9 protein-coding genes are annotated in these 23,841 nt (G+C 71.2%); 6 read left to right on the top strand and 3 right to left on the bottom strand.

Annotated elements, in window-relative coordinates:
• Positions 1-5 precede the first annotated feature (5 nt).
• Genes AB0M48_RS25015 through AB0M48_RS25005 form a run of 3 tightly spaced genes read left to right on the top strand, consistent with a single transcriptional unit; the run spans position 6 to position 19,581 of the window.
• The gene (locus AB0M48_RS25015; protein ID WP_363846276.1) at positions 6-18,185 is read left to right on the top strand and encodes a non-ribosomal peptide synthase/polyketide synthase; all 18,180 of its coding nucleotides are present in this window, start codon (positions 6-8) and stop codon (positions 18,183-18,185) included.
• Positions 18,182-19,387: an MFS transporter gene (locus AB0M48_RS25010; protein ID WP_363846274.1), complete on the top strand. Its 1,206-nt coding sequence runs from the start codon at positions 18,182-18,184 to the stop codon at positions 19,385-19,387. The genes AB0M48_RS25015 and AB0M48_RS25010 overlap by 4 nt, the downstream gene beginning before the upstream one ends.
• Positions 19,384-19,581, top strand: coding sequence for an MbtH family NRPS accessory protein (locus tag AB0M48_RS25005; protein ID WP_266032438.1), 198 nt, complete (start codon positions 19,384-19,386; stop codon positions 19,579-19,581). The genes AB0M48_RS25010 and AB0M48_RS25005 overlap by 4 nt, the downstream gene beginning before the upstream one ends.
• 34 nt (positions 19,582-19,615) lie before the next feature.
• Here AB0M48_RS25005 and AB0M48_RS25000 read toward each other — a convergent pair whose 3' ends face one another.
• Complete coding sequence (locus AB0M48_RS25000) at positions 19,616-20,086, bottom strand: helix-turn-helix domain-containing protein (RefSeq protein ID WP_363846271.1); 471 nt, start codon at positions 20,084-20,086, stop codon at positions 19,616-19,618.
• An 86-nt stretch (positions 20,087-20,172) separates the two neighbouring features.
• On the opposite strand from AB0M48_RS25000, the gene AB0M48_RS24995 reads away from it, so the two are divergent.
• Positions 20,173-20,859, top strand: a complete 687-nt coding sequence (locus AB0M48_RS24995; protein WP_363846269.1) for a nitroreductase — start codon at positions 20,173-20,175, stop codon at positions 20,857-20,859.
• Between the two features lie 27 nt (positions 20,860-20,886).
• Positions 20,887-21,705 carry an SDR family NAD(P)-dependent oxidoreductase gene (locus tag AB0M48_RS24990; protein WP_363846267.1) on the top strand — a complete coding sequence of 273 codons (819 nt, stop codon included), beginning with the start codon at positions 20,887-20,889 and terminating at the stop codon, positions 21,703-21,705.
• Between the two features lie 15 nt (positions 21,706-21,720).
• Here AB0M48_RS24990 and AB0M48_RS24985 read toward each other — a convergent pair whose 3' ends face one another.
• Entirely contained in the window at positions 21,721-22,008 is a 288-nt protein-coding gene (locus AB0M48_RS24985) for a hypothetical protein (RefSeq protein WP_363846265.1), read from the bottom strand.
• Positions 22,009-22,104: 96 nt separating this feature from the next.
• On the opposite strand from AB0M48_RS24985, the gene AB0M48_RS24980 reads away from it, so the two are divergent.
• On the top strand, positions 22,105-22,632 hold the full coding sequence (locus tag AB0M48_RS24980; protein WP_363846263.1) for an SRPBCC family protein: 528 nt from the start codon (positions 22,105-22,107) through the stop codon (positions 22,630-22,632).
• Between the two features lie 106 nt (positions 22,633-22,738).
• On the opposite strand, the gene AB0M48_RS24975 is transcribed toward AB0M48_RS24980, so the two are convergent.
• On the bottom strand, positions 22,739-23,797 hold the full coding sequence (locus AB0M48_RS24975) for a MupA/Atu3671 family FMN-dependent luciferase-like monooxygenase (RefSeq protein WP_363846261.1): 1,059 nt from the start codon (positions 23,795-23,797) through the stop codon (positions 22,739-22,741).
• Positions 23,798-23,841 lie beyond the last annotated feature (44 nt).

Below are 23,841 nucleotides of genomic sequence, written 5' to 3'. Positions count from 1 at the left end.
AGCACATGACCACCTCCAAGCAGGACCGCGCCTCCGCCCTGCCCGCACACCTGCGGGACCAGCTGCGCAAACGTCTCGCGGGTGCCGTGCCCGCCACCCCGGTGATCCCGGCGGTGCCGCGCACGGGACCGTTGCCCACCTCTCCCGCCCAGCACCGGCTGTGGCTGCTCGACCGGCTGCGTCCGGGCGGCAACGACCACAACTCCGGGCGTGCGCTGCGGTTCCGCGGCCCGCTCGACGTGCCGAAGCTCGTGCGGTGCGTGCAGGAACTGGTGCGGCGGCACGAGGCGTTGCGCACGACCTTCACCGAACGCGACGGCGCCGCCGTGCAGGTCGTCCATCCGGCCCGGGACATCGACGTGCCCGTTGTCGGCGAGTGCGACCTGACGGCGGAGTTCGCGCGGCCGTACGACCTGGAGCGCGGGCCGTTGTTCCGCGCGCTGATCGTCCGGTTCGGGCCGCAGGACCACGTGCTGCTGCTCGGCGCGCACCACATCGTCACCGACGGGTGGTCGCTCGGGGTTCTCACCGACGAGCTGGCTGCCCTGTACCGCGGTGAGCGGTTGCCGGAGCCCTCGATCCAGTACGCGGACTTCGCGGCATGGCACCGGGAGCAGCGCTGGGACGACGCGCTGGGACGGTGGAAGGACCGGCTCGCCGGTCTGTCGCCGCTGGAGCTGCCCACCGACCGGCCGCGTCCGGCCGAACGCTCCGGTGCCGGCGCGGCACACCGGTTCGTGGTGCCGGCCGCGATCACCGGCGGGCTGGACCGGATCGCGCGAGAGCACGACAGCACGTTGTTCGGCACGCTGATGGCGGCCTGCCAGGTGTTGTTCGCCCGCTACAGCGGCCAGTCCGACGTGGTGCTCGGCACGGTCACCTCGGGCCGCACCCGCCCGGAGCTCAACCGGGTCGTCGGGTTCTTCGTCAACACCGCGGTCGTCCGGTCCGTTGTGGACGGACGGTTCACCGACCTGCTGCGGCAGGACCACGCGCTGCACGACGAGGTGCCGTTCGAGAAGCTCGTGGACGCGGTCGGCACGAGCCGGGACGCGAGCCGCAACCCGTTGTTCGACGTGATGGTGTTGCTGCAGAACACCGAGCGGGGCCTGCCGGCGTTCCCCGGGCTGACCGTCGAGGACGTGCCCGTCGAGCGGTGGGCGGCGGACTTCGACCTGACCGTGGAGTTCACGCCACGCGGTGACGAGCTGGAGTGCGTGCTGGAGTACAGCACCGACCTGTTCGACGCGGCGACGGTGCAACGGCTCGGCGAGCACCTGCTCGTGCTGCTCGGCGGTGTGGCCGACGACCCGTCGCGGCCGGTGCACGCATTGCCTCTCGTCACGAGGGGCGAGCTGGACCGGATGCGGGAGTGGAACTCCACCGCTCTCGACGCGCCCGCAACGACGTTCACCGCGATCTTCGAGGAACAGGTCCGGCGCACACCGCAGGCCACGGCACTGGTCTGCGGCGCCGACACGCTGACGTACGCCGAACTCGACGCGCGGGCGAACCGCCTGGCGCACTGGCTGATCGGTGAGGGCGTGCGGCCCGAGCAGGTGGTCGGGGTCTCGTTGCCCCGCACGGCGGACGCGATCGTGGCGCTGCTGGCGGTGCTGAAGTCCGGTGCGGTGTACCTGCCGATCGATCCCGGCCTGCCGCGTGACCGTCAGGAACACCTGCGCGCCGACGCCGGTGCCGTGCGGGTGCTCGACGCGCTCCCGGACACCGGCGATCTGCCGGCAGCCGGCCCGGCTGTGCCGATCGTGCCGTCCCAGGCCGCCTACGTCATCTACACCTCCGGATCGACCGGCACGCCGAAGGGCGTCGTGGTCGAACACCGCAACCTGGTGAACCTGCTGCACAGCCACGTCGCCGATTTCGCGGGCGGCGAGCGGATGCGGGCCGCGCTCAGCGCGGTGTTCTCGTTCGACACGTCGTGGGAGGGCCCGGTGCTGATGGCAGCCGGGCACGAGCTGCACCTGCTGGGTGACGACGTGCGGCTCGACGCGGACGCCCTGGTCTCCTACGTCGGCCGGCACCGGATCGACTTCCTCGACCTGACGCCGTCCTACCTGCAGCAGCTCATCCCGGCCGGGCTGCTCGACCACCACCCGCGCGTGCTGATGCTCGGCGGTGAGGCGCTGGGCGAACGGCTCTGGCGCGAGCTGGCCGGCACCAACGCCCACAACTTCTACGGCCCCACCGAGTGCACGGTCGACGCGGTGTCGTGCAGGGTCGAGGGCGACCGGCCGGTGATCGGCAGGCCGCTGAGCAACCTGCAGGCGCACGTGCTCGACGCCGACCTGCGTCCCGTGCCGGTCGGGGTGGCCGGCGAGCTGTACCTGGCCGGGGCTCAGGTCGCACGCGGCTATCTGGGACAGCCGGGACTGACCGCGTCGCGGTTCCTCGCGAACCCGTTCGCGGCCAAGGAGGATTCCGGGGCCCGGATGTACCGCACGGGCGACCGGGTGCGGTGGACGGCCGAGGGGCAGCTCGACTACCTGGGCCGGGTCGACGACCAGGTGAAGATCCGCGGTTTCCGCATCGAGCCCGGTGAGGTCGAGGCCGCCCTCCTGCGGCACCCGGACGTCACCGACGCGGTGGTGGTGGCGCGGGACGACCGGCTCGTCGGCTACGTCGTCGGCACGCGCGCCGATCTGCGGCCGTGGCTGAAGAACAGCCTGCCCGACTACATGGTGCCGGCCGCGTTCGTCACGCTCGATCGGGTGCCGTTGACGAGCAACGGCAAGGTGGATCGCAAGGCGCTGCCCGCGCCGGTGCTGGCGCGCGAGGAGTTCCAGGCGCCGCGCACGCCGGCCGAGGAGACGCTGGCGGGCATCTGGTCCGAGGTGCTGGGTGTCGAGCGCGTCGGCGTGGACGACAACTTCTTCGGGCTCGGCGGTGACTCGATCCTCGCCATCCAGCTGGTGTCCCGTGCCCGCCGGAGCGGGCTCCAGCTCTCGTCGCGCGACGTCTTCCGCCACCAGACCGTGGCGGAGCTGGCACTCGCGGCGGCACCCGCGGTCGAGGCGGAGTTCGCGCACGTCGAGGGTCCCGCGCCGCTCACGCCCATCCAGCGGTGGTTCTTCGAGCACGACGGCGACACCGGCTACGCGATGTCGGTCGCCGTCGACGTGCCGTCCGATGTGAACGTTCAGCACGCCTTGGACGCTGTGGTGGCGCAGCACGAGGCGCTGCGCCTGCGGTTCGTCGGCGGGCGGATGGAGCTCGGTGCGCGACGGCCGGTGCTGGAGGTCGCGGACTCCTTCGAGCACCGCGACTTCGACCTGGCGAACGGGCCGTTGCTGCGCGCGGTGCTGGTCGGGCCGCGGCTCTACCTGTCCGCGCACCACCTGATCATCGATGGCGTGTCGTGGCGGATCCTGCTGGAGGACCTCGAAAAGGCGTGGCGCGGTGAGCCGCTCGACCCGCCGACGATGCCGTTCACGCAGTGGGCGCACCACCTCACGCGCCAGGACTTCCGCGACGCGCTGCCGCACTGGCGCCGTCAGCCGACCGGTGGTGTGGCGACGGGAGAACGCCACAGCTTCACCGTGAGTCTCGACGCGGAGACGACCGCGGCGCTGCTGCACGACGTGCCCGGCGTCTACCACACGCAGATCAACGACGTGCTGCTCGCCGCGCTCGGTCGCCGGGAGCTCACGCTGGAGGGTCACGGCCGCGACGTGCTCGACGCCGACGTGTCCCGCACCGTCGGCTGGTTCACCACGCAGTTCCCGGTGTCGCTCGACCTCCCCGGCGGGGACTGGGGTGCCGTCCTCAAGTCGGTCAAGGAACAGCTGCGGGCCATCCCGCACAAGGGCCTGTCGTACGAGGCGTTGCGGTACCTCACCCCGGACAGCGGCCTGAGCGGTGAGCTGCCGGACCTGTGCTTCAACTACCACGGTCATTGGGAAGGCGGCCACGAGGTCCCCGGACCCGACCTCGCCCGGCACCCGGTCGAGGTCAACGGCGTGGTGGCCGACGGCTGCCTGCGGTTCACCTGGTCGTACGCCGGGGAGAGCCCGCGGGCCGAGGCCGAGCGGATGCTGGTGTCGTTGAGGGAGATCGTCGAGCACTGCCGGACGAGCCCCGGCGGCCACACGCCCTCGGACTTCCCGCTGGCCCGCCTCACCCAGGAGCAGGTCGACGCGCTGCCCGCCGACGTCGAGGACGTCTACCCGCTCACGCCGCTGCAGGCCGGCATGCTGTTCCACCACCTGCTCGACCCGGCCGCGTACGTCGACCGGCTGGAGCTGGTGCTCGACGGCGTCGACGATCCGGAGGCGCTGCGCGCCGCCTGGCGCCGGGTGATCGCCCGCACGCCGGTCCTGCGCACGAGCATCGTCTGGGAGGGCGTGGACGAGCCGGTGCAGGTGGTGCACCGGGAAGCGTCCCCGTTGCTGCGCATCGACATCATCCCGTCGGGCGGTTCCCGCGTGCGGCTGGTGTGGGAGTCGCACCACGTGCTGCTGGACGGCTGGAGCACCGCGCAGGTGTTCGCCGAGGTCGTCGCGGAGTACCGCGGCGAACCCGTGTTCGCCCGCCGGCCGTTCCGCGACTACCTGCGGTGGCTGGCCGAGCAGGACACGTCGGCCGCGCAGCGGTACTGGGCCGAGGTGCTGGACGGCGCCGAGCCCACTCCCCTGCCCTACGACCGCAAACCCGCCGAGGCCCATCAGGCCGAGTCGACCGAGTCGATCCGCGTCTCGCTGTCCACTGAGGACTCCGAGGCGTTGCGCACGGGTGTGCGAGAGCACGGCATCACGGTCAACACGGTGGTGCAGGGCGCGTGGGCGGTGCTGCTGGCCCGGCACAGCGGCACTCGCGACGTCGTCTTCGGCACGACCGTGTCCGGACGGCCCGCCGAGCTGCCCGGCGTCGAGTCGATGATCGGCATGTTCATCAACACCGTGCCCACGCGGGTGGCCGTCGACGACGACCAGCCGGCCGCGTCCTGGCTGCGGGACCTGCAGCAGGCGCAGAGCGAGGCGCGAACGTTCGAGCACGTCTCGCTGGCGCGGCTCGGCGGCGGGCTGTTCGACAGCGTCGTGGTGTTCGAGAACTACCCGTTCGACCGCGAGTCCACGGCCGCGCCGCGCGTCGTGGAGGTCACCGCGACCGACACGACGAATCTGCCGATCACGCTCACGGCGCACCTCGGTGACCGGCTGAGCTTCGACCTTGCCTACGACCCGCGCCTGTTCAACGCCGCCACCGCGCAGCGGTTGAGCGAACGGTTGCACGTCCTGCTCAGCGGCATCGCCACCGACCCCCGCCGCCCGGTGGGCGCGCTCCCGTGGACGGTGCCGGGCGAGCTCGACCTGGCAGCGTGGACCGAGCTGGAGACGTCCGGCGAGCTCTACCACGAGGTCTTCGCGCGGCAGGCCGCCGCGACACCGGACGCGGTGGCGGTGTGGCCGCACACGTTCGCCGAGGTCGACGCCGCCGCGAACCGGTTGGCGCACCGGCTGATCGCCGACGGCGCCGGTCCGGAACGACTCGTGGGTCTGGCGTTGCCGCGGCAGGAGATGGTCGTCGCGTTGCTCGCCGTCATGAAGGCCGGCGCGGCTTACCTGCCGATCGACCGCGACCTCCCGCCCGGCCGCCGGGACTTCCTGCTCGCCGACGCGAAGCCCGTGCTGGTGCTGGACGAACTGCCGGACACCAGCGCGTTTCCCTCGCACGCCCTGGACGTCGAGGTGCTGCCGGCCCACCCCGCGTACGTGATCTACACGTCCGGGTCGACCGGCACGCCGAAGGGGGTGGTGATCGAGCACGCCCAGCTCGCGAACCTCTACGCCGACCACCGGGCGACGCTCATCCCTGACGCACCACTGCGGTTCGCGCTCACCGCGGCGTTCTCGTTCGACACGTCGTGGGAGGGCCTGCTGTTCCTCGCCGCCGGGCACGAGCTGCACGTCATCGGCGAGGACCTGCGGCTCGACCCTCCCGCGCTGGTGCGGTACGTGCGGGAGCACGGCATCGGCGTGATGGACGTGACGCCGACCTACGCGCGTCAGCTCCTCCCCGCCGGCCTGCTCGACGCCGGGCTGCGGACGCTGATGCTCGGTGGCGAGGCCGTGGACGAGTCGCTGTGGCAGGAGGTGCGCGAGATCGGCCTCAACTACTACGGGCCGACCGAGTTCGCCGTCGACGCCACCTACTGCGCGCTCGCCGACCACGACCGGCCGGTGATCGGCGGGCCTGGGCACAACGTGCGGGCGTACGTGCTGGACGACGGCCTGCGGCCGGTGCCGGTGGGTGTGCCCGGTGAGCTCTTCCTGGCGGGTGCGCAGGTGGCTCGCGGTTATCTCGGCCGCGCCGGGCTGACTGCCGAGCGGTTCATGGCGAACCCGTTCGAGCCAGGCACGCGGATGTACGCCACCGGCGACCGCGTCCGGTGGCTCTCCGGCGGTGTGCTCGACTACCTCGGCCGCACCGACGACCAGGTCAAGATCCGCGGCATTCGCATCGAGCCGGGCGAGATCGTCGCCGCGCTGCTGGACGTGCCGGGGGTGCGGCAGGCCGCCGTGGTGGCGGTGGACGACCGCCTCGTCGCCTACCTCGTCGGCACGCCGGAGGTCGAGGTCCGGGAGGCGCTGGGCCGCATGCTGCCCGCGCACCTGGTGCCCGCGGCGTTCGTGGAGCTGGCCGACCTGCCGATGACGTCCAGCGGGAAGCTGGACCGCAGGGCGTTGCCCGCCCCCGAGTTCGCCTCCGCGGAGTTCGTGGCACCGCGCACCGACGCCGAACGCCTGGTCGCGGCCGCGTGGGCCGAGGTGCTGGGCGTGGAACGGGTGGGCGCGCAGGACGACTTCTTCGCGCTGGGCGGCGACTCGATCCTCAGCATCCGGGTCGTCGCGCGGCTGCGGGCGGCGTTCGGGGTGCAGGTGTCGCCGCGGGTGCTGTTCCAGCACTCCACCGTGGCGCAACTGGCGGAAGCGTTGCGGGAGGGTGACTCCACGACGATCCCGGTGGCGTCGCGGGTGGAGGTTCCGCAGTCCTTCGCCCAGGGACGGCTGTGGTTCCTGGACCAGTTCGAGAGCGGCGGCACGGAGTACATCACGCCGACCGCGCTGCGGCTGCGCGGTCCGCTGGACGTGCCGAAGCTGAGCGAGGCGCTGACGGCGCTGGTGGCGCGGCACGAGTCGCTGCGCACGACGTTCACCGACGGCTTGCAGATCATCGGCGAGCCGTACGAAGTGCGGCTGCGCCCCGACCACGGCGCCCTCGACGCGATCCTGCTGGAGGAGACGACCGCGCCGTTCGACCTGAGCACCGGACCGTTGCTGCGCACGCGGCTCGTCCGGCTCGGTGCCGACGAGCACGTGCTGGTGCTGACGTTGCACCACATCATCACCGACGGCTGGTCGACCGCGGTCCTCACCGACGAGCTGGCCGCGCTGTACGAGGGCCGGGAGCTGCCGGCACTGCCCGTGCAGTACGCGGACTTCGCGGTGTGGCAGCGCGGTCTCGACCTCGACGCGCAGCTGCGGTACTGGAAGGAGCAGCTCGCCGGGGTGGCGCCGCTGGAGCTGCCGACCGATCGGCCCCGGCCCGCCGTGCGCACGACGTCCGGTGCGATGCACGAGTTCGAGCTGCCGGTCGCGGGCCTGCGCGACGGTGACACCACGTTGTTCACGACGCTCGTGGCGGCCTGCCAGCTGCTGTTCAGCCGGTACTCGGGGCAGTCCGACGTCGCGGTCGGCACGGTGACGTCCGGGCGCGAGCGGGCCGAGCTGGAGAACGTGGTCGGCTTCTTCGTGAACACCCTCGTACTGCGCTCCACAGTGGACGGCAGGCCGTTCGGGGAGTTCCTGTCCCAGGTGCGGCAGACGGTGCTGGACGCGTTCGAGCACCAGGACGTGCCGTTCGAACGGGTCGTGGACGCCGTGGGGCCGGACCGCGACCCCAGCCGCAACCCGCTGTTCGACGTGATGGTGCTGCTGCAGAACACCGCGGACGAGGTGCCGGCGATCGCCGGTCTCGCCGTCGAGGAGGTGCCGCTGCCGGTCGTCACGTCGACGTGCGACCTGACGTTCGAGTTCCAGCAACGCGGTGACGTGCTGCTCGGCGCGGTCGAGTACAACCCGGACCTCTTCGACGCACCGACGATCGAGCGGATGGCCCGGCATCTTGTGACGCTGCTCGGCGAGATCGCGGCGGGCCGGGAGCCGTCCCTGACCGACCACGGCACGCTGCAGGCGGGTCCCGCACTGGAGGTCTCCGACCCGCCGTTCCCGCACCTCTTCCAGAGGCAGGCCCTGCTCACGCCGGACGCCACCGCGCTGGTCGCCGTCGAATCCTTCACGTTCGCCGAGCTCAACGAACGGGCGAACCGCCTGGCGCACCGGCTGATCTCGCTGGGCGCGGGCCCGGAACGCCTGGTGGCGCTGCGGTTGCCGCGCTCGGCGGACTTCGTGGTGGCGGTCCTCGCCGTGCTCAAGTCGGGCGCCGCCTACCTGCCGGTGGATCGTGAACTGCCCGCCGAACGCGTCGAACTGCTGCTGCGCGACGCACAGCCCGTGGTCGTGCTGGACGAGATCGGTGATCTGAACGCTTTCCCCGGCACGGACCCCGCCGTGTCGATCGACCCGGCGAGCACCGCGTACGTGATCTACACGTCCGGGTCGACCGGCACGCCGAAGGGTGTGGCGGTCGAGCACCGCAACCTCACCAACCTGGTGGCACACCACCGGGAGCTGTTCGGCTCGCGCGTTCTCCGGGTCGCGCACACCGCCCTGTTCTCGTTCGACACGGCGCTGGAAGGTCTCGCGCTGCTGGCGTGCGGTCACGAGCTGCACCTGGTCCCCGACGACGTGCGTCTCGACGCGGTGGCACTCGTGGAACACGTGCGGTCGCAGGGCATCGACGTGCTGGACGCGACGCCGGCGCACATGCGGGCACTCATCGCCTCCGGTCTGCTGGAGCGGGCGCCGGAGATCATCACGATCGGCGGCGAGGCGGTGCCACCGGATCTGTGGGACCAGCTCGCTGACGTGCGGGCGTACAACTTCTACGGCCCCACCGAGTGCACGGTCGACGCGACCTCGTGCCGCATCGCCGGGCCGCGGCCGGTGATCGGCGGGCCGCTCGCGAACCAGCGGGCGTACGTGCTGGACGGCGACCTGCGGCCGGTGCCGGTGGGCGTGCCTGGAGAGCTGTACGTGGCGGGCGCACAGGTCGCGCGCGGGTATCTCGGCCGTCCCGGGCTGACCGCGGAACGCTTTCTCGCCGACCCGTTCGCGTCCGAGAACGACTTCGGGGCCCGGATGTACCGGACGGGCGACCGGGTGCGGTGGACGGACGACGGGCAGCTGGAGTTCCTCGGCCGGGCCGACGACCAGCTCAAGATCCGCGGTTTCCGGGTCGAACCCGGCGAGGTCGAAGCCGTGCTGCTGCGTCACCCGGACGTCTCGGCGGCGGTCGTCGTCGGCCGGGACACGCGACTGGTGGCCTACGTGGTGGGCACGGCCGGACAACCCACATACAACAGCGGTATGCGGGCCGTCCGGCCGCACCGCCAGGAACCACCTCAGGCGCGACTCTCATCGAACGGGACCTCGATACCGGCCCTGAACGACTGGGCGCGGAGGTTCCTGCCCGCGCACCTGGTGCCGTCGGCGTTCGTCGGGCTGGAGTCGTTGCCGCTCACGCCGAGCGGCAAGGTCGACCGCCGTGCGCTGCCCGAACCGCACTTCGCGTCGCGCGAGTTCGTCGCGCCGCGCACCGAGCGGGAAGTCCTCTTGGCCCGGACCTGGGCCGAGGTGCTGGGGGTTGAAACCGTCGGGGCCGAGGACAACTTCTTCGCGCTCGGCGGCGACTCGATCCTCAGCATGCAGGTGGTGGCCCGAGCCCGTGCGCACGGTCTGATGATCTCGTCGAAGGACGTCTTCGTCCATCAGACCGTCGCCGCGCTCGCCGCCGCCGCGCAGGAGGCGCCGGCCCCGGTGAGCCACGACCTGGTCACCGGGCCGGCGCCGCTCACCCCGATCCAGCACTGGTTCTTCGACAAGGTCGGCCGCGACGACTACACGATGTCGATGCGCCTCGAGCTCGCGCCCGGCACCGACGTCGACGCGCTCGCCCGCGCCGTCCGGGTGGTCGCCGAGCACCACGAGGCGTTGCGGCTGCGGTTCGCCGACGGCGGGCAGGAGGCCACGGCACCCCTGCCGCAGTTCGAGTCCACTGTGGATGGATTCGACCTCGCGCGTGGACCGTTGTTCCGCGCCACGCTGGTGGACGGCACGTTGCTGCTCGTCGCGCACCACCTGGTGATCGACGCGGTGTCCTGGCGGATCCTGCTCGAAGACCTGGAGACCGCCTATCGCGGTGATCCCCTGCCGCCGGCCACGCTGCCGTTCACCCAGTGGGCGCACCAGCTGAACCGCCGCGCTCCCGAGTTCGCCGACGCTCTGCCGTACTGGCGGTCGATTCCGCTCGGGACGGCGACCGTGCCCGCCGAGCGGCACCACTTCACCGTGGAACTGGACGAGGAGACCACCGCGGCGTTGCTGCGCGACGTTCCCGGTGTCTACCGCACCAGGATCAACGACGTGCTGCTCAGCGCCCTCGGCAAGGCCGTCTCGCCGGTGTTCGCGTTGGAGGGTCACGGCCGTGACGACAGCGTGTCCCGCACGGTCGGCTGGCTCACCAGCCAGTTCCCGGTGTCGCTCGCACTCCCGGACGGCGACTGGGGTGTCGTGCTCAAGTCCGTCAAGGAGCAGCTGCGGGCCATTCCGCACGACGGACTGTCGTACGAGGTGCTGCGCTACCTCACGCCGGACAGCGGCCTGACCGGTGACCTGCCGGAGGTGTGCTTCAACTACCTCGGCCAGTGGGACGACGGCGAGAGCGACGGGGTGTTCCGCGGTCGCCTGGACACCGGCATCCCGGAGATTCCGACGCACCTGGTGGAGATCACCGCCGCGGTCGACGGCGGCAGGCTCGTGCTGGACTGGGACCACGGACTGCCCGAGGCCGAGGCTCGTCGCCAGGCGGACGACATGCTGCGGGCGTTGCGGGAGATCGTCGAACACTGCCGCACCAGCCCCGGCGGGCGCACTCCGTCCGACTTCCCGCTCGTCCGGCTGACCCAGGAGCAGGTCGACGCGCTCGGCGACGTCGAGGACGCCTACCCGTTGACGCCGTTGCAGTCGGGCATGGTGTTCCACAGCATCGACGACGCCGACGTGTACGTCGACCGGCTGGAACTGCTGCTCGACGTCGACCTCGACCGTTTCCGCGATGCCTGGCAACGGGTGATCGCGCGTACGCCGGCGTTGCGCGCGGACGTCGTCTGGCAGGGCGTCGACGAGCCGGTGCAGGTCGTGCGGCGCGAGCAGTCGCCCTTGCTGCGCCTGGACTTCTCCCAGGACGGCGACCGGGTGCGGCTCGTCTGGTCCACGCACCACGTGCTGCTGGACGGCTGGAGCACGGCACAGGTGTTCTCGGACGTGATCGCCGAGTACCGGGGCGAGCAGCCGGTCGCCCGCAGGCCGTTCCGCGATCACCTCCGCTGGTTGTCCGGACAGGACAGCGCGGCCGCCGAGGGGTACTGGCGCCGGGTGCTGGACGGGTTCACCACACCGACGCCGCTGCCGTACGACCGCAGGCCCCAGGGGCCGGCCGAGTCCAGCGCCGTGCTGGGGCTCGACCTGCCGCTGGCCGACCTGCGCGAGCACGGGCTCACGGTCAACACCGTGGTGCAGGGCGCGTGGGCGTTGCTGCTGGCGCGGTTGAGCGGGGAACGGGACGTGGTGTTCGGCACCACGGTGTCCGGCCGTCCCGCTGAGCTGCCCGGTTCCGACTCGATGATCGGCATGTTCATCAACACCGTGCCGTCGCGGGTGGTCGTCGACCTCGACCGCCCGGTGGTGGAGTGGTTGCGCGATCTGCAAGCCGCACAGAGCGAAGCGCGCGCGTACGACCACGTTTCCCTGGCACGACTGGGCGGCGAACTGTTCCACAGCCTGCTCGCGTTCGAGAACTACCCGGTCGGCGCGGACGACGAGCTGCGGGTCGACGTGGTGGAGAGTCGTGACACCACGACGCTGCCACTGGCCGTGCGAGCCCATGCCGACGACGGTGCGTTGCACTTCGAGTTCACCTACGACCCGCGCCTGTTCGACGCGTCCACGATCACGTCGCTGGCCGGCCGGATGGCGTTGATGCTGCGGGAGTTCGTCGCACGGCCGGACCAGTCGCTCGCGGACGTGCGGTGGACGACGCCCGAAGAGGACCACCGCGTCCTGGTCGAGTGGAACGGCACCGCCACGGGACGGCCCACCACCACCCTGCCCGGGCTGTTCGAGACCCAGGTCTCCCGCACACCGGATCGTGTCGCGGTCGGCGATCTCACCTACGCCGAGCTCAACGCCCGCGCGAACCGGTTGGCACACCGGCTGATCGCGGACGGAGCCGGGCCCGAGCGGTACGTCGGGTTGCGGCTGCCGCGCGGCACCGACCTGGTGGTGGCGATCCTCGGTGTGCTCAAGTCCGGCGCGGCCTACCTGCCGATCGACCTCAGCTACCCGGAGGAGCGCGTCGCGCGGATGGTCTCCGACACCGCGCCGGTGACGGTGCTCGAGTCGCTGCCGGACCTGAGCGGCTTCCCGGACACCGACCCGGTCACCGCACTCGGGGCGGACAACCCGGCGTACGTGATCTACACGTCCGGATCCACGGGCGTGCCGAAGGGTGTGGTCGTGCCGCACGCGAACGTGGTGCGGCTGTTCGAGCAGACCTCGGACTGGTTCTCGTTCGACGAGAACGACGTGTGGACGTTGTTCCACTCGTTCGCGTTCGACTTCTCGGTGTGGGAGCTGTGGGGTCCGCTGCTCCACGGCGGCCGGCTGGTCGTGGTGCCGCACGAGGTGTCGCGTTCACCGCGGGCGTTCCTGCAGCTGCTGCACGACGAGCAGGTCACGGTGCTCAACCAGACCCCGTCGGCCTTCTACCAGCTGATGGCCGAGGAGCAGGTGCCGCTGGCACTGCGGTACGTGATCTTCGGTGGCGAGGCGCTCGACCTGTCGCGGCTCTCGGCCTGGTACACGCACCACGATGCACGGCTCGTGAACATGTACGGCATCACCGAGACGACCGTGCACGTCTCCTACCTGGCACTCGACCCCGCGCTGGCGGAGTCCGCGCCGGGCAGCCTGATCGGCACCGGGATCCCGGACCTGCGGATCTACCTGCTGGACGAGCACCTGCGGCCGGTTCCGCCGGGCGTGGTCGGCGAGATGTACGTGGCCGGCGAAGGGCTGGCGCGCGGCTACCTCGACCGGCCGGGTCTCACCGCGTCGCGATTCGTCGCGGACCCGTTCGGCAGTGATGTCTCTTCCGGGGCACGCATGTACCGCACCGGTGACCTGGCGCGGTGGCGTGCGGACGGGAACCTGGAGTACCTGGGCCGGGCGGACCAGCAGGTGAAGGTCCGGGGCTTCCGGATCGAGCTGGGCGAGATCGAGGCCGTGCTGCACCCGGCCGTCGACCAGGTCGCCGTCATCGCGAAGGACCAGCGGCTCATCGCCTACGTCGTGGGTGACACCCCGGTCGACGAGTTGCGCGCCCGAGCCGCGGCGGTGTTGCCGGAGCACATGGTGCCGTCGGCGTTCGTCCGGCTGGATCGCCTGCCGCTCAACAACAACGGCAAGCTGGACGTGCGAGCGCTCCCCGAGCCCGGCCGTGAGTCCGCCACGACGCAGGAGTTCGTGCCGCCGCGCACGGACGCCGAACGCGCGATCGCCGGCATCTGGGCCGACGTGCTCGGAGTCGACCGGGTCGGTGTGACGGACCGGTTCGTCGAACTGGGCGGTGACTCGATCAGCAGCATCCGGGTGATCTCGCGGTTGCGGGCGGAGTTCGGCGCCGACCTGACCCCGCGTGACCTGTTCGGCCATCCGACCGTGGAAGGCCTCGCGGAGCTCCTGCCGGGACGCGGCATGACCACCATTCCGGTGGTGTCGCGGGAGGGCGAGCTGGAGCTGTCGTTCGCGCAGCAGCGGTTGTGGTTCCTCGACCAGCTCACGCCCGGCGGCACGGAGTACGTGACGCCGCTGGCGGTCCGGTTGACCGGCGAGCTCGACGTCGCGGCACTCTCCGCGGCGATGTCCGCGCTGGTGGCCAGGCACGAGTCGCTGCGCACGACGTTCCACGAGGTCGACGGCCGGGCCGTGCAGGTGGTGCACCCGCCTGCGCCGGTGCAGATCCCGGTGGCCATCGGTGACGTCGAGGCGATCCTGGCGCGGGAGGCGACCACGCCGTTCGACCTCACGACCGGCCCGCTGCTGCGGCCGTTGCTGATCCGGGTGTCGGCGCGCGAGCACGTGCTGGCGCTGACGATGCACCACATCGTCACGGACGGCTGGTCCAGCGGGCTGATCATGGAGGAGCTGAGCGCGCTCTACGCCGGTCAGCCGCTGCCGCCGCTGCCCGTGCAGTACGCGGACTTCGCCGCCTGGCAACGATCCCTGCCGCTCGACGAACAGCTCGGCTACTGGCGCACGCAGCTGGCCGGCGTGCCCGCGCTGGAGCTGCCGACAGACCGCCCGCGCCCGCCCACGCACACCACGAACGGTGCGACGGTGGAGATCGCGCTGCCCGCCGGCGGCCTGCGCGAGCTCGCTCGCGGCCAGGACACGACGCTGTTCACGGCACTCGTCGCCGCGTGCACGCTGTTGCTGCGGCGCTGGACCGGGCAGGACGACATCGCGGTCGGCACGGTGTCGTCCGGGCGCGAGCACCCGGAGCTGGAACGGCTCGTCGGCTTCTTCGTCAACACGGTGACGCTGCGGTCCACAGTGGATGAATCGGCGAGCTTCCGCGAGTTGCTCGGCGCGGTGCACGGGACGGTCCGGGAGGCGTTCGCGCACCAGGACGTGCCGTTCGAACGGGTCGTGGACGCGGTGCAGCCCGACCGCGACCCGAGCCGCACGCCGTTGTTCCAGGTGCTGGTGGCGTTGCAGAACGCGCCGAGCCGGGCCGGTTCGCTGCCCGGACTGGTGGGTGAGGACGTCGACCTGCCGGTGCACACGGCGTCGTTCGACGTGGCGTTCGAGTTCACCGAGGCCGGCGACGAACTGCACGGCGCCATCACCTACAACACCGACCTGTTCGACCGCGCCACGGTCGAGCTGCTGGCACGGCACCTGCACGTGCTCGTGGACGGCGCCGTCGCGGCACCGGAGCTCCCGATGGCCGGGCTGCCGATGCTCACCCAGGCCGAGCTGGACCAGCTGGAGGCGTGGAACGAGGCCTCCCAGGAGATCACGCGGGAGGTCACGCCCTGCTCGTTCGCCCAGCTCGTCGAACGGCAGGTCGCCCGCACGCCGGACGCTCCCGCGCTGATCCACGCCGAGGGCGAGATCAGCTTCGCCGAGCTCGACGCGAGGGCGAACCGGCTCGCGAGGCTGTTGGTCGAGCGCGGCGCGGGCCCGGAGCGGATCGTCGCGGTGCAGCTGCCGCGATCGGTGGACATCATCGTCACCGAGCTGGCGGTGCTGAAGACCGGTGCGGCGTTCCTGCCCATCGACCCGGACTACCCGGCCGAGCGCGTCGAGTTCATGCTGCGCGACGCCGATCCGGTCGTCGTGGTGGACGGTCCGCTGGACGCGAGCGGGTACGACGCGTCGCACCTCGGCGTGCCGGTCGACCTGGCGCAGCCCGCGTACGTGATCTACACGTCCGGTTCGACGGGACGGCCGAAGGGCGTGGTGGTCACGCACGCCGGGCTCGCGTCGTTCTCCGCAGCCGAGATCGAGCACTTCGAGGTCCGGCCCGGTGACCGGGTGCTAGAGTTCTCCTCCCCCAGCTTCGACGCGTCGGTGCTGGAGCTGTGCATGTCGTTGCCGGCCGGTGCCGCGCTCGTCGTGCCGCCCGAAGGGCCGCTGTTGGGTGAGCAGCTCGCGGAGGTGCTGCGGGACAACAAGGTCACGCACGCACTGATCCCGCCGGTGGCGATGGCGACCGTGCCGGACGTGCCCCGGGAGGACGGGTTGCTGCCCGACTTCCGCACCCTGGTCGTCGGCGGTGACGCCTGCACCGCGGAGCTCGTGGCCCGCTGGGCACCTGGCCGCCGCATGATCAACGCTTACGGGCCGACCGAGTCCACCGTGGTCACGTCGTGGAGCGGGCCGTTGACACCGGGCGGTGTGCCGCCGATCGGCAGGCCGTTGCCCGGGACTCGGGTCCACGTGCTCGACTCCTTGCTGCGGCCGGTTCCCGTCGGCGTGCCGGGTGAGCTGTACGTCAGCGGTCCTCAGCTGGCCCGCGGGTACCTCGGCCGGCCGGGGCTGACGGCGGAACGGTTCCTCGCGAATCCCTTCGGGCCTGGGCGGATGTACCGCACGGGTGACGTCGTCCGGTGGAACCGCGACGGTGAGCTGGAGTTCGTGGGGCGCGCCGACGACCAGGTGAAGATCCGCGGCTTCCGCGTCGAGCTGGGTGAGGTCGAGTCGGCGTTGCTCAGGCACCCGTCCGTGCGGGAGGCCGTGGTGGTGGCGCAGGACTTCGGCGGCCACAAGCGGCTGGTGGCCTACGTCGTCGGTGTCACGGACGACCTGCGCGAGTTCCTGGCGCAGACGCTGCCGGACTACCTCGTGCCGTCCGCGTTCGTCGCGATCGACGAGGTTCCGATGAGCCCGAACGGCAAGGTCGACCGCAAGGCGTTGCCGGTACCGGAGTTCACCGCCACCACCACGCACGTCGCACCTCGTAACGACGTGGAGCGCGCCCTGTGCTCGTTGTGGGCGGACGTCCTCGCCGTGCCGGAAGTCGGCGTGGAGGACAACTTCTTCGCTCTCGGCGGCGACTCGATCCTGAGCATCCAGGTCGTGGCCCGCGGCCGCCGCGCCGGTCTGCACTTCACCGCCAAGGACCTGTTCACCCACCAGACGATCGCCGGGCTCGCGCCGCACGTCACGGCGGAGACCGACACCGGCGACCGCGCGGAGGTCGTCGGCGACGTGCCGCTGCTGCCGATCCAGCGGTGGTTCTTCGCGGGTGACCGGACTGCTCCGCACCACTTCAACCAGTCGCACCTGGTGGAGCTGACGTCGGACGTGGACGTCGCCGCGCTCCGGCGGGCGCTGAAGGCGTTGGTGCGCCACCACGACGCGTTGCGGATGCGGTTCACGTCCGGCGAGTCCGGCTGGCAGCAGCACAATCCGCCGTTCGAACCGGCCGACGTGCTGTCCGAGCACCCGCTCGACGACCTCGAGCGGGTGGCCGACGAACTGCACGCGGGCTTCGACCTGGCGCGTGGACCGCTGCTGCGGGCGGCTCTCTTCGGGTCGCGGCGGTTGTTCCTGGTGGCGCACCACCTCGTGGTGGACGGCGTGTCGTGGCGCATCCTGCTCGACGACCTCGACACCGCCTACCACCAGGCGCTGCGGGACGAGCCGATCGATCTCGGCCGCAAGTCCACCTCCGTGCGCGACTGGGCGGTGCGGCTGGAGTCCTTCGTGGACTCGGGCGCGCTCGACCACGAGATCGAACACTGGCGGTCGATCACCGCCCAGCCGCTCGGCGCTGCGGAGCTCGACGCTTGTGGGCAGGAGGCGGCCTCGTCGTTCGAACTGAACGCCGAGGACACGGACGCGTTGCTGCGCGGCGCCCCCACCGCCTATCGCACCGGCATCAACGACGTTCTGCTCGCGGCACTGGCCTGGGCGCTCGCACGGTGGACCGGCACGCCGGCGGTGACGATCGACCTGGAGGGGCACGGCCGCGAGGACGTGCTCGACGACGTCGACCTGTCCCGGACGGTCGGCTGGTTCACCACGATGTTCCCGGTGCGGCTGGAGGTCACCGGCTCCTCCTGGCGCGACCGGGTGAAGTCCGCGCGCAAGCAACTGCGCCGCGTGCCGGGCAACGGTTTCGGCTACGGCGCGCTGCGCTGGGCGGACCGCGTGCCGGGTGTCGAGGCGCCGGTCTCGTTCAACTACCTCGGTCAGTTCGACGCGCGGGCCGAGGACGAGTCGTTGTTCGGCGAGGTGCTGTCCGCGGTGGGCCGCGACCACGTCGACCAGGACCCGCACGTGGTGCAGGTGGTCGGCGAGGTGGCGGACGGGCGGATGACGTTCGGTGTCGTGCACCGCGTCCCCGTCGCCGGACTGGTCGACGACTTCGCCGCGGCGTTGCGCGCCATCGCCGCCGACTGCCGGGAGACGCGATGACCCCGTTGTCGCGCAACCGCGACTACCGGTTGCTGTGGGGCAGCCAGGCCGTGTCCGAGGTGGGCTTCAACGCCTCCCTCATAGCCTTCCCGCTGGTCGTGCTGATGGTCACCGGCTCGGCGGCGGCATCGGGCCTGGTGCTCGCCGTGGACGCGGTGGCCCAGCTCGTCGTCGGGCTGCCCGGCGGCGTGCTGGCCGACCGCTGGGACCGCCGGCGGGTCATGCTCTGGTCCGAGGCGGGGCAGGCGGTCGCCGTGGCCAGCCTCGCGGTGGCGTTGTGGCAGGGTGCCGCGACCCTGCCGCACATGGTGGCCGTGGCCGCGGTGCTGGGCGCCTGCCGGGCGCTCTTCGAACCCGCCGAGGACGCCAGCCTGCCGCGGATCGTGCCGGAGTCGCAGCTCGCCACCGCCGTGTCGCTCAACGCCGCGCGGTCGTCCGTCGGGCAGATGGCGGGCACCGCGCTGGGCGGCTTCCTCGTGGCGGCCGGCCGCTGGGTGCCGTTCGCGGTCGACGCCCTGACGCACGCGCTGGCGTTCGTGGGCCTGCTCTTCCTGCGGGTACCGCCTTCGCCGCCGGCCGAGCGCCGGCCCTTCGCCCGCGAACTGCTCGACGGCCTGAAGTGGGTGCTGGGCAGGCCGGAGATGCGCGTGACGGCGTGGTGCGCGATGACGCTCAACATGTTCTTCAGCGCGTACTACCTGGTGATCATCGTGCTGGCGCAGTCCCGTGGCGTGCCGTTGGGCGAGATCGGCGTGATGGCCGCGATGCTCGGCGTCGGCGGTGTGGTGGGAGCGTTGATCGCCCCGCGCCTGAGCGCGAAGCTGTCGCCGCACCAGGCGATCGCCGGCGTGTTCTGGGCGCTGACCCTCCTGGCGCCGCTGGCCGTGTTCATCTCCAACGGCTACCTGATGGGCGCGCTGTTCGCCGGCATGGCACTGCTCGCACCCACCGCCAACACGGTGATCACCACCTACCAGCTGCTGCGCACACCCGACTCGTTGCGCGGCCGGCTGAGCGGCGTCATGAACGTCGCCGTCGGCACGGCCGCCGCCCTGGGCCCCGCGCTGGGCGGCGTGCTGGCCGAGCTGCTTCCCGGATCAGGCGCGGTGCTGCTGTGCGCGAGCGGCATCGCGGTCATCACGGTGCTGGTCACCGTGCATCCCGTTCTCCGCGCATATCCACGAAAGGACGTCATGGCATGAGGGACGACATCGAGTACCAGGTCCTGCTCAACGACGAGGAGCAGTACTCGCTCTGGCCCGCGACACACGAGGTGCCGGCGGGATGGCGTCCGGACGGGTTCCGCGGCACCAAAGAGGAGTGCTCCGCCCACGTGGACGAGGTGTGGACCGACATGAGGCCGCGCAGCCTGCGGGAGCGCATGGCCGCGGAATGACCGGCGGGCCGCCCGGCCACCGCGGCCGGGCGGCCTAGCCCTGCGCGTCGACGACGTGCGCCAGCAGACCAGGACCCGCCTCGGGCAGAACGTCGTGCGCCGTCATCGGTTCTCCGCAGCAGTCGCACGCCAGCGTGACCCGTGCTTCGCCGGTGCACTCGCGATGCCGGTAGTGCACCGGCGGTCCGTCCGGCGCCATGTAGGCGTCGCCCCAGTCCTTGATGGCCATCAGGATCGGGTAGAGGTCGTGCCCCTTGCGGCTGAGCCGGTACTCGCCGCGGTCGGCGTCGACGGCCTGCTGCCGCACCAGGATCCCGTGCTCCACCAGCCGGCCGAGCCGGTCCTGCAGGCGACTGCGCGGAATCCCCAGGTTGCTCTGGAACGCGTTGAACCGCCGCACGCCCGCGAACGCCTCCTTCAGGATCAGCAACGTCCACCTGTCCCCCAGCACCACCAGCGGGCGGGTGATCGAGCAGGGCAGGTCGGCGAGCTGTTCGTACCGCATTCGCCGACCCTACCGAAGATGGTCTCTTTTCGAGACCGAGCCGTGCTAGCTTTCGGTCTCGAAAAGAGACCGCTTTGGAGGTTCCCGTGAGCGCGGCCCCTGACCTGCACGAGGCGTTGCAGCGGTTGCTCGCCGAGAGGTGGACCTGCCGCCAGTTCCTGCCCGACCCGGTCCCGAGGGACACCATCGAGCAGGTGCTCGCCCTCGCCCAGCGCACCCCGTCCTGGTGCAACACCCAGCCGTGGCACGTGACCGTCACCGAAGGCGCCGCAACGGAGAGGCTGCGCAAGCAGCTGCTCGACCACCTGCAGAACAACCCGGGCCAGCCGGACTTCCCCTTCCCCACGCAGTACACGGGCGTCTACCGGGAACGCCGCCGGGAGTGCGGCAAGCAGCTCTACACCAGCCTCGGCATCGAACGCGGTGACCACGAGGGCACCGTCCGACAGATGCTGCGCAACTTCGAGCTCTTCGACGCACCCCACGTCGCGATCATCACCACCGAGGCCGACCTCGGCGTCTACGGCGCGATCGACTGCGGTCTCTACCTCAACTCGTTCCTGCTCGCAGTCCAGAGCCTCGGCCTCGCCGCAGCACCGCAGGCCGCGCTCGCGGGGTACTCCGGCTTCCTGCGCGGCCACTTCGGGCTTCCGGACACCAGGCGCGTCGTCGCCGGAGTCTCGTTCGGCTACCCCGACACGGCGCATCCGGCCAACGGTTTCCGCACCACTCGCGCGACCCCCGACACCGCCGTGACGTGGCACTCCACGTAACACGTCTCAGGGCGCGATACTCCTGCCATGACGGGTGAAGCAGGCGCGGTCGTGACCGGGGCCGGACGCGGCGTGGGCAAGCTGGTCGCGCGGATGCTGGTCGAACGCGGCTACACGGTGCTGGTCACCGACGTCGACGAAGCCACCGCGACCGCGACGGCCGCCGAGATCGGCGCGACCGCGCGGGTGCTCGACGTGCGGGACGACGCGGCCGTGGAAGCGGCACGCGACGACATCGTCGCCCGTGCGGGCCGGCTCGACGTCTGGGTCAACAACGCGGGCGTTCTGGTGACCGGCCCGGCGTGGGAGCAGGACGCCGCCACCCGCAGGCTGATGGTCGAGGTCAACGCCCTCGGCACCATCAACGGAACGGTCGCCGCGATCCAGGCCATGCGCGGCCACGGCGGCGGGCACGTCGTGAACATCGTGTCCCTCGCGGGCATCACGGCCGTCATGGGCGAAGCGGTGTACGCCGCCTCCAAACACGCGGCCATCGGCTTCAGCCTCAGCACCCTCGCCGATCTGCGGCACGCGGGCGTCCAGGACATCGACATCTCGTGCGTCTGCCCGGACGGCATCTGGACGCCGATGCTCCACGACAAACTCGACGATCCGGCGGCCGCGCTGTCGTTCTCCGGCACGCTGCTGCAGCCCGCCGACATCGCCGCGGCCGTCGCCGCCGTGCTCGACAAACCGAAGCCGGTCACCACCGTCCCGAGGTGGCGTGGGGCTTTGGCCCGGCTCGCCGACACGTTCCCGCGGTTCGGGTTGCGCGCGATTCCTTTCATGGTGGCGCAGGGCCGCCGGACCCAGCGCAAGCTCGTGGCACGCGACCGGCAAGCCTGATCTCCTGGACGTGACTCACAGTTCGGAACTGGTCCACGTAGCTGCCAGCGCGAGCAACCGTTCAGCGAAGCCGTCGACGTCGCACCGTTCCGGGTCGAGCCCGAAATGGTCCTCGACCTCGGTCCACAGGTATTCCGACAGCGATGCGCGAGTGGCGCCGCCGGTGAGTCTGTCCCAGAGCGGGGCGAGCAGGCAGTCGTACTCGTCGTCGACGACGTCGGCGACTCCGATCGGATCCCACTCGTTGAGCAGGTGACGCAGGCCGGCTTGGCGGGAACCGTGCACCTCGGGGTTGTCGATCATTCAGAACGCCGTGACGTGGCGCCACCGGTGAGGAAGTGGTGGGACGATGCTACCCGCGCGCCGATGAACAGCGCGGATTCAAGCGAAGCTGTCAGCGTGCGTCCGTCCACTCGAGAACTGGAGCGCTCCGCCATGAAGTACACCGTCTCGTTGGAGATCGCCCTGCCGCGCGAGAGGGTGGCCCAGCTGCTCGCCGACCCGGAACAGATGCCGAAGTGGCTGCGGGGCCTGGTGCTGCACGAGCCGCTGAGCGGGGTGCACGGCCACGTCGGCACCAGGTCGCGAGTGGTGATGCAGACGGGGCAGCAGGAGTTCGAGGGCACCGAGACCATCACTCGCCGGGAACCGGTGGACCTGCACGAGATCCCGAGCGACAGCGTTGTCCTCTTCGAACGCGAGATCGCCGGCAAGGGTATGTGGAGCGTCGCGCGCGAACGCCTGACCGAGGCCGGTCCGGAGACGACGCTCTGGGTGAGCGAGAACGAGTACCGGTTCAGCGGCTTGATGATGCGTCTGGTGGGGCTTCTGATGCCCGGCGCCTTCCGCAAGCAGTCGCTGCAGCACATGCAGGACTTCAAGGCGTTCGCCGAGCACGGGAAGGACGTCCGCGAAGCGAACGGCTGAAACCGCTGCGTCACCGCTGACGCAAGACCAGAGGGGTACCGATCGGCGGTCGGTACCCCTCCAAGCCGATGACGCCGCGGCGACCTCCGGGACCACGACCCGGCTTTCAGCCGCCGAGGCGTTCGTCCGCGGACCGCCGCAGCTCGTCGAGGTGCACCAGGCTGTTCAGCACCGCCTCCGTGTCACCGACGAAGTCGATGAGGCACGCGACCTCGTCGACGCCGATCTCGGCGAGCGCGTCCAACGTCCGCAGCCCGTCCTGCACCGTGCCGAAGAGCCCGCCGGTGTCGAAGTAGCGGTCGAACGAGCGCGCGACCAGGAAGTCGACGTCCTCCGGGTCCATGTCCTCGGGGTTCACGCCCGGCATCAGGTCTCCGGAGGCGCGGGCGATCAGGCTGATCGAGCTGCGCAGGTAGTCGCTGAACGGCTTGCGCACGATCTCGCGCACCTCGTCGCGGTCGGTGCCGAGGAACGTGTGCAGCATCAGCGACACCTGCCCGTTGCCGGCGACGCCGTGCGAGCCCGCCTGGAACGCCTCCCGGTACAGGGTGATCTTCTTCGCCAGGTCGTCGAGGTCCTGGCCGAGCAGGTGGGTCAGCACGCCGGCACCGAGTTCACCGGCCTGCCGGAACGTCTCCGGCGTGCCCGCACTGGTCAGCCACACCGGCAGTTCCGGCTGCACGGGGGCGGGGAAGATCCCCACCTGCTTCTTCTCGCCGGCGCCGTCCACGACGTCGATCTTCTTGCCGCGCCACAGCTCGCGCACCGTCTGCATGGTCTCGACGAGGACCTCCTTGCGGCGCGGGTAGTTCTCCGGCCGCAACGCGAAGTCCACGGCGTGCCAGCCGGAGGCGAACGACAGGCCGACGCGGCCGCGGGAGAGGTTGTCCACGACGGACCACTCCTCGGCGATCCGCAGCGGGTGGTGCAGCGGGCCGACGACACTGCCCGCCCTGACCGCCACCCGCTCCGTCACGGCGGCCACCGCGGCGCCCGTGACCGCCGGGTTCGGGTACTGCCCGCCGAACTGGTGGAAGTGCCGCTCCGGCGTCCACACCGCCGTGAAGCCGTGCGTGTCGGCGAACCGGGCACCTTCGATCAGCAGCCGGTACCGGTCGCCGGAGCCGGCGCCGTCGTCGGCGAAGTAGAACAGTCCGAAGTCCATGCCAATCCCCTCGAGAAGAGGGCGGGTGGCCACGAGGGGCCACC

It is taken from the genome of Lentzea sp. NPDC051208 (assembly GCF_040682435.1).
In the GTDB taxonomy this organism is placed as follows: Bacteria; Actinomycetota; Actinomycetes; order Mycobacteriales; family Pseudonocardiaceae; genus Lentzea; species Lentzea kristufekii.
The sequence above is the reverse complement of the archived record's forward strand: the minus strand, read 5'-3'. Positions and strand labels throughout refer to the sequence as shown.

Bases quoted from the DNA above. Each gene is read 5' to 3' on its own strand.
- AB0M48_RS25015 (WP_363846276.1), top strand. From the start codon at position 6: ATGACCACCTCCAAGCAGGACCGCGCCTCCGCCCTGCCCGCACACCTG.
- AB0M48_RS25010 (WP_363846274.1), top strand. From the start codon at position 18,182: ATGACCCCGTTGTCGCGCAACCGCGACTACCGGTTGCTGTGGGGCAGC.
- AB0M48_RS25005 (WP_266032438.1), top strand. From the start codon at position 19,384: ATGAGGGACGACATCGAGTACCAGGTCCTGCTCAACGACGAGGAGCAG.
- AB0M48_RS25000 (WP_363846271.1), bottom strand. From the start codon at position 20,086: ATGCGGTACGAACAGCTCGCCGACCTGCCCTGCTCGATCACCCGCCCG.
- AB0M48_RS24990 (WP_363846267.1), top strand. From the start codon at position 20,887: ATGACGGGTGAAGCAGGCGCGGTCGTGACCGGGGCCGGACGCGGCGTG.
- AB0M48_RS24985 (WP_363846265.1), bottom strand. From the start codon at position 22,008: ATGATCGACAACCCCGAGGTGCACGGTTCCCGCCAAGCCGGCCTGCGT.
- AB0M48_RS24975 (WP_363846261.1), bottom strand. From the start codon at position 23,797: ATGGACTTCGGACTGTTCTACTTCGCCGACGACGGCGCCGGCTCCGGC.